8 protein-coding genes are annotated in these 6711 nt (G+C 38.7%); 7 read left to right on the forward strand and 1 reads right to left on the reverse strand.

Features of this window, described 5'->3' with window-relative positions; genetic code table 11:
* Positions 1–15 precede the first annotated feature (15 nt).
* The 6 genes from M3600_RS06730 (at position 16) to M3600_RS06755 (ending at position 5048) form a co-directional block, all read left to right on the forward strand.
* Positions 16–1287, forward strand: coding sequence for a dihydrolipoamide acetyltransferase family protein (locus M3600_RS06730; RefSeq protein WP_251645021.1), 1272 nt, complete (start codon positions 16–18; stop codon positions 1285–1287).
* A gap of 110 nt (positions 1288–1397) precedes the next feature.
* A complete protein-coding gene (locus M3600_RS06735) occupies positions 1398–1835 on the forward strand; it encodes a BrxA/BrxB family bacilliredoxin (protein WP_233313233.1) in 438 nt (145 codons plus the stop codon).
* Positions 1836–2078: 243 nt separating this feature from the next.
* Positions 2079–2852, forward strand: coding sequence for a transporter substrate-binding domain-containing protein (locus tag M3600_RS06740; protein ID WP_233313234.1), 774 nt, complete (start codon positions 2079–2081; stop codon positions 2850–2852).
* An 85-nt stretch (positions 2853–2937) separates the two neighbouring features.
* Positions 2938–3597: an amino acid ABC transporter permease gene (locus M3600_RS06745; RefSeq protein WP_233313235.1), complete on the forward strand. Its 660-nt coding sequence runs from the start codon at positions 2938–2940 to the stop codon at positions 3595–3597.
* A complete protein-coding gene (locus M3600_RS06750) occupies positions 3590–4312 on the forward strand; it encodes an amino acid ABC transporter ATP-binding protein (protein ID WP_233313237.1) in 723 nt (240 codons plus the stop codon). The genes M3600_RS06745 and M3600_RS06750 overlap by 8 nt, the downstream gene beginning before the upstream one ends.
* A gap of 214 nt (positions 4313–4526) precedes the next feature.
* Positions 4527–5048, forward strand: a complete 522-nt coding sequence (locus M3600_RS06755; RefSeq protein ID WP_233313238.1) for a L,D-transpeptidase — start codon at positions 4527–4529, stop codon at positions 5046–5048.
* A 137-nt stretch (positions 5049–5185) separates the two neighbouring features.
* Here the strand turns inward: M3600_RS06755 and prli42 are convergent, their stop codons facing one another.
* Positions 5186–5278, reverse strand: coding sequence for a stressosome-associated protein Prli42 (gene prli42 / locus M3600_RS06760; protein ID WP_233313242.1), 93 nt, complete (start codon positions 5276–5278; stop codon positions 5186–5188).
* Between the two features lie 163 nt (positions 5279–5441).
* Between prli42 and M3600_RS06765 the strand changes: the two genes are divergently transcribed.
* Positions 5442–6566, forward strand: a complete 1125-nt coding sequence (locus tag M3600_RS06765; RefSeq protein ID WP_233313244.1) for a tripeptidase T — start codon at positions 5442–5444, stop codon at positions 6564–6566.
* The last annotated feature ends 145 nt before the right edge of the window (positions 6567–6711 follow it).

Genomic DNA, 6711 nt, shown 5'->3' on the forward strand with positions numbered 1-6711 from the left:
ATAAGGAGGGATAACATGTCCAGTGAAAAGATTACCATGCCAAAGCTTGGAGAGAGCGTAACAGAAGGAACAATCAGCAAATGGCTCGTTTCTGTTGGAGATACTGTCAACAAATATGAACCATTGGCTGAGGTAATGACAGATAAAGTCAACGCAGAAATACCTTCGTCTTTTTCAGGCAGTGTTAAAGAACTGATTGCAGGAGAAGGAGATACACTGCAAGTCGGTGAAGTCATCTGCATCATTGATGTAGAAGGAGCAGAAGAAGTGACAGCAGCAGCTCCTGCTGTCAAAGAAACAGCATCAAGCAATACAACAGAAAAGCCTGCAGCAGGCAAAGCAAGATATTCACCTGCAGTACTGCGCCTGTCCCAAGAAGCAGGAATTGATCTAAGCCAGATAACAGGCAGTGGATTAGGCGGCCGAATTACAAGGAAAGATGTCTTAGCTGCTATTAACAGTGGCCAATCGATACAGCAGCCTGTTGCTGCACCAGAAAAAATCGATGTGCAAAAAGAGCAGCAAGTACACGTAGCTGTACAGCAAACAGCTCCAGCTCCTCAAGTTGTTGATGTTCAAGCAGTTCCTGGTGATATCGAGATTCCAGTAACAGGTGTGCGCAAGGCGATTGCCGCTAATATGAAGAAGAGCAAGCAAGATATTCCTCATGCTTGGACAATGATCGAGGTCGATGCAACAAAGCTTGTTCAATACCGAAACGAGGTCAAAGACTCCTTTAAAAAAGCAGAAGGCTATAACCTTACATATTTTGCCTTCTTCGTTAAAGCAGTTGCGCAAACATTAAAGGAATTCCCGGAAATTAACTCAACATGGGCTGGCGATAAAATCATTCGCAAAAAAGATGTAAATATTTCTATAGCTGTCGCAACAGAAGATGCACTATTTGTACCAGTTATCAAAAATGCCGATGAGAAATCCCTTAAAGGAATTGCAAGAGAAATTACGGAACTTGCTGCAAAAGCAAGAAACGGTACATTGCAGCTTCATGAAATGGAGGGAGGAACCTTTACTGTGAATAACACAGGTTCCTTTGGTTCAGTTCAGTCAATGGGTATTATTAATCACCCGCAAGCGGCAATCCTACAGGTTGAGTCGATTGTAAAGCGTCCCGTTATTAAGGATGGCATGATTGCAATTAGCGATATGGTTAATTTGTGTATGTCTCTTGACCATCGTGTGCTTGATGGTTTGGTATGTGGAAGATTTATGCAGCGTTTGAAAGAAAGATTAGAAAATACAACAAAAGACAATACGCCAATCTATTAATAGAAGATAAAACATATTAATTGAAAGTTGCGGGTCAATTGATAATAATAAGATAGATAAGTAAATACTGGACATAATGTCTTAATCAAATAAATCGGAGGGGCAAAATAATGAATATCGATTTTAATTTATTCATGAACGATGTTGTTCGCCAAGCACGCCAGGACATGGAAGAAGCTGGCTATACAGAGCTTACTACACCTGAGGCAGTAGATGAGGCTTTTGCTAAAGAAGGAACTACATTAGTGATGGTCAATTCTGTGTGCGGATGTGCAGGAGGTATTGCCCGTCCAGCTGCAGGATATTCCCTACATTATAAGAAGAAGCCGAATCATCTCGTAACGGTTTTCGCTGGACAGGATAAAGAAGCAACAGAAAAAGCAAGATCATACTTTACAGGATATGCACCATCCTCACCATCCTTTGCCTTATTAAAAGACGGGCAAATTGTGAAGATGGTAGAACGTCATGAAATCGAAGGCCATGATCCAATGGAAGTTGTCGGGAAACTGCAAAATGCATTTGAAGAATATTGTGAGGAAGTATAAACTTTCAAAATAAGTAAAAGATAGGCAGAGGAAATTATCCTCTGTCTTTTATTATAAAGTTTTTTCAGAAAAGTAGTTCAATTCATCCTTTTGGAAAATTATTTTTTTAAATGAATTTGTATAAAGTGTATTGAATAATTATTAGTTTGTGTTAAAATGCATATAGTTGTATGAATATAACTCTCATGAGAACGAAAAAACATCGCGCAAAATACATCATATTGATTATAGGGGGAAAACTTTATGAAAAAACTAATGGCACTTATGCTGTTAATGATAGCAATTCTAGCAGGTTGTGGTACAAGCACAGATGACAGCAACAGCGGAAGTTCTTCTGATAAAAAAGAACTTATTATGGGAACATCAGCTGACTATCCACCGTTTGAATACATTGATTCAGCAAAAAGTGAAGATATTATCGGATTCGATATTGATTTAGCAAATGCACTTGGTGAAAAACTGGGCTATACAATTAAAGTGAAAGACTTTGATTTCAGCGGTTTGATTCCAGCAATCCAAGCAGGCCAAGTGGACTTAGTTATGTCAGGTATGTCACCTACACCTGAAAGAAAAGAAAATGTTGATTTCAGTGATATTTACTATACTGCTCAAGATTTAGTTATTACAAAAAAAGACAGCAATATTAACAGCGTGGAAGATTTGAAAGGCAAAACAATCGGCGTACAGCTTGCATCCATTCAAGAAGATGCTGCAAATGAGATCGCAAAAAAAGTTGATGTGAAAGTCGAAAACCGTGACCGTATTCCACAGTTGGTGGAAGAAATTAAAGCAGGCAGATTTGATGCAGCAATCATTGAAGATGTAGTAGCACAAGGGTATTTGAAAAAGGATGATACTTTAAGCTCCTTTACTGCAACAGAAGCAAATGACGATGCTGGTTCTGCAATCGCGTTTCCAAAAGACAGTGATTTAACAGCGAAGTTTAATGAAGAATTGAATAAAATGAAAGAAAACGGCGAGTTGGATAAGTTAATTGTTAAATGGTTTGATAACTAACATAAATAAATAGCTTAAATAAGAAAAACGTTTAAAGAGACTCTCTTTAACGTTTTCTTATTTTTTGAAAGGATTGAGTCATTGTATGGAATTGGATTTTCAACAGTTTATTCCATCCCTTCCTTTTCTATTAAAAGGAATTATCGTTACATTAAAAATCGTATTTGTTGCAGGAATATTAGGCTTTGTATTAGGGATTGTCCTATCGATCTTAAAAATTAGCAAATTCCCAGTATTGAGCTGGATTGCAGATGCATATACGTCTATTTTCAGAGGAACGCCGCTTGTTCTTCAGTTAATGATTATCTATTACGGCACACCGCAAATTACAGGTGTGCAAATTGAACCAGCTGCAGCGGCAATCATGTCATTCGGGTTAAACTCAGCTGCCTATATTTCTGAGATTATCCGCGCAGGAATTCTGGCTGTGGATAAAGGCCAAAAGGAAGCAGCGCTTGCTCTTGGAGTTAGCAACAGACAAGCAATGTTCGATTTAATTCTTCCACAAGCACTGAAAAACATTTTTCCAGCACTTATAAACGAAGCGGTTTCTTTAACGAAGGAATCAGCAATCGTTACAGTTATTGGTGTTACGGACATAATGAGAAGGGCTTATATAATGGGTGGAGACAAATTTTCCTATTTCGAACCATTATTGCTTGCAGGGGTAATTTATTATGTAATGGTAATGGTGCTGACATTGCTTGCGAAGGTTCTTGAAAGGAGAATGAGAAGAAGTGATTAATGTTCAACAATTGCATAAATCATTCGGTTCCTTACAAGTTTTGAAAGGAATCTCAACAGAAATAAAAAAAGGTGAGGTAGTGACAATTATCGGGCCATCTGGTTCTGGTAAATCCACTTTCCTGCGCTGCCTGAATTTATTAGAAGTGCCGACTGAAGGCAAAATTTTCATTGATAATGTGGAAGTTACAGCTAAGAAGGCTAACATTAAAAAAATGAGAGAAAATGTCGGAATGGTATTCCAGCACTTTCATCTTTTCCCGCATAAGACTGTCCTACAAAATGTCACTTATGCACCAATTAAAGTTAAAGGTATGAGCAAATCTGAGGCTGAAAAGCAAGGGAAAGAGTTGCTGCAGAAAGTCGGCTTGGCTGAAAAGGCTAATGAATATCCGAATCGTCTTTCTGGCGGACAAAAGCAAAGGGTAGCAATTGCCAGAGCACTTGCTATGAATCCAGAGGTTATTTTGTTCGATGAACCTACTTCAGCTTTAGATCCGGAAATGGTTAAGGAAGTACTTGAAGTTATGAAATCATTGGCGAATACAGGGATTACGATGCTGATTGTTACACACGAAATGGGCTTTGCTAGAGAAGCTGCAAGCAGAGTATTGTTCTTGGATCAAGGCTCAATCGTTGAGGATGCGCCGCCTGCAGAGTTCTTTTCAAATCCGAAAAGTGCAAGAGCGAAAGAGTTTTTAGAAAAAATGCTGTAATAGTAAAAAGCTGTCTTGATAAAAGGCAGCTTTTTTTATTTTACTGGTTATTAGACATGATAATCTTTCCCAAAGGCTTGCTATCTATGTAATAGCCGCTAACTCGGCCAAGTTATGGGGAATCAAATAAATTCTAGTTATCATTTAGCTATTAATAAACTATAGTATAAAAATACAGTGTTCACACATACTAGACTAAAAAGGATGTGTGTGGATGCTGAAATTACTGGCAGGTCTGCTGCTGGCTGTGTCTCCGATTTGGCCGCTTGGCGATAATCCAATGCCGGGCGACCCGTTCGTTATTATAAATAAAAGCACGAATCAAATGGCATTAGTGGATGATAACAGGGTGCAGACACTTATTAGTGTGGCGACAGGAAAAAAGGATGAACTCACACCTGAAGGGCTGTTTACTGTGACTGTAAAGGCAATAAATCCTTATTACCGCAAGAAGGATATTATGGGCGGAGATCCGAAAAACCCGTTAGGCACAAGATGGATTGGGTTTGATGCAGAAGGCACAGAAGGAAGAACATACGGAATTCATGGCACGAACAATCCAGCCTCCATTGGCCATTATGTGTCACAAGGCTGTGTGCGGATGCAAAATGAGGCAATTGAGTCAATCTTTCAATCTGTTCCTTTAGGTACAAAGGTGCTGATTACAGATTCCAGTAAGGATGCTGAATCGTTAGCTGTTGAATATGGAGCAATTGATAAAGGCATAAATATGTAAAGAAGCACTTTTCAAATACTCTTGAAAAATATTCAGTTTGAAATTCCCACTATATTTAGCCATAAAAAAACACCTCAAAAGTTAGATTTCAATACTAACTTTTGGGGTGCAGCACTTAATAACAGGCCATTTTTTATTTAGAACAGCATGCTCAATCCAATCATTAGAGTAGAAAGCAACATGATAAAAATCATCAAATACACGACGATCTTTTGAAATTTTTTGTTCATAAATTCCTCCATTTATCTGCTTATTCTTGTCCTTCTATTTTACTAGGAAAAGCATAAAGTAACAACTATAAAGAAATTTCCATGAATCAAAGCGAATATATTCAAACATTTGCTGATTTAGGTGTATACTAATAAAGTGAGTAATTATTTGGAGGAACGAAATATGATAAATAACGAACGTTTATTAAATCAGTTTTTGGAGCTTGTGCAAGTAGATTCCGAAACAAAATATGAAAAAGAGATTTGTGCATTGCTGAAAAGCAAATTTGAAGCACTTGGCTTAGATGTATTTGAAGATGACACAACAGCTGTAACTGGCCATGGTGCCGGAAATTTGATTTGTACACTGCCAGGAAATGCAGAGGGAGCAGATCCAATTTACTTTACTTCTCATATGGATACTGTAGTTCCAGGTGTCGGCATTAAGCCTTCCATTAAAGATGGCTATGTCGTAACTGACGGCACAACTATTTTAGGTGCTGATGATAAGGCAGGTCTTGCAGTTATGCTTGAAGTTATCACTGTCTTGAAAGAGCAGTCTATCCCGCATGGCACTATTCAATTTGTCATCACAGTCGGTGAGGAGTCTGGATTGGTTGGAGCTAAAGCGCTAGATCCGTCCCTTTTAAAAGCTAAATACGGCTATGCACTTGATAGTGATGGAAAAGTCGGCAATATTGTTGTCGCTGCACCTACACAAGCAAAAATTAAAGCGACCATCCTAGGCAAAACAGCTCATGCTGGTGTTGCACCTGAAAAAGGCATTTCTGCGATTACGATTGCATCAAGAGCTATTTCCAATATGCCTTTAGGCAGAATTGACAGTGAGACAACAGCAAATATCGGACGTTTCGAAGGCGGCCAGCAAACGAATATCGTTTGTGACCATGTGGATATCCTTGCAGAAGCGCGTTCGTTAATAGCTGAAAAAATGGAAGCTCAAGTAGAAAAGATGAAGAGTGCATTTGAAACAGCTGCTAAAGACATGGGCGGTCAAGCGATTGTTGATGTCGAAGTAATGTACCCAGGTTTCAAGTTTGGCGAAGGAGACCATGTTGTGGAAGTAGCGCGCAAAGCAGCAGCAAAAATCGGCAGAAGCTGTGAATTGCAGCAAAGCGGCGGCGGCAGCGATGCAAATGTAATTTGTGGGTTTGGTATTCCAACAGTTAACCTTGCAGTCGGTTATGAGGAGATACATACAACAAATGAGAGAATGCCAATCGAAGAACTGAATAAATTGGCAGAGATGGTTGTGGCAATTATTGAGGAAGTTGCAGCAGCAAAATAATAAAAAGCTTTCCCTTAATAAAATGTACCCTATAGAGTAGACACTAAAAAAAGTCTACCTATAGGGTGCTTTTTTGTATAATAAAGAAACACAACTAGAGAAAAAACAACATGGGACTGGAGATTTTTTATGAGTAATAGGATTT

This window comes from Niallia sp. MER 6, assembly GCF_023714395.1.
Classification (GTDB): Bacteria; Bacillota; Bacilli; order Bacillales; family Cytobacillaceae; genus Niallia.

Excerpts from the sequence above, each read along its gene's own strand:
- M3600_RS06765 (WP_233313244.1), top strand. The coding sequence starts at position 5,442 with ATGATAAATAACGAACGTTTATTAAATCAGTTTTTGGAGCTTGTGCAA.
- M3600_RS06735 (WP_233313233.1), top strand. The coding sequence starts at position 1,398 with ATGAATATCGATTTTAATTTATTCATGAACGATGTTGTTCGCCAAGCA.
- M3600_RS06755 (WP_233313238.1), top strand. The coding sequence starts at position 4,527 with ATGCTGAAATTACTGGCAGGTCTGCTGCTGGCTGTGTCTCCGATTTGG.
- M3600_RS06745 (WP_233313235.1), top strand. The coding sequence starts at position 2,938 with ATGGAATTGGATTTTCAACAGTTTATTCCATCCCTTCCTTTTCTATTA.
- M3600_RS06740 (WP_233313234.1), top strand. The coding sequence starts at position 2,079 with ATGAAAAAACTAATGGCACTTATGCTGTTAATGATAGCAATTCTAGCA.
- M3600_RS06730 (WP_251645021.1), top strand. The coding sequence starts at position 16 with ATGTCCAGTGAAAAGATTACCATGCCAAAGCTTGGAGAGAGCGTAACA.
- prli42 (WP_233313242.1), bottom strand. The coding sequence starts at position 5,278 with ATGAACAAAAAATTTCAAAAGATCGTCGTGTATTTGATGATTTTTATC.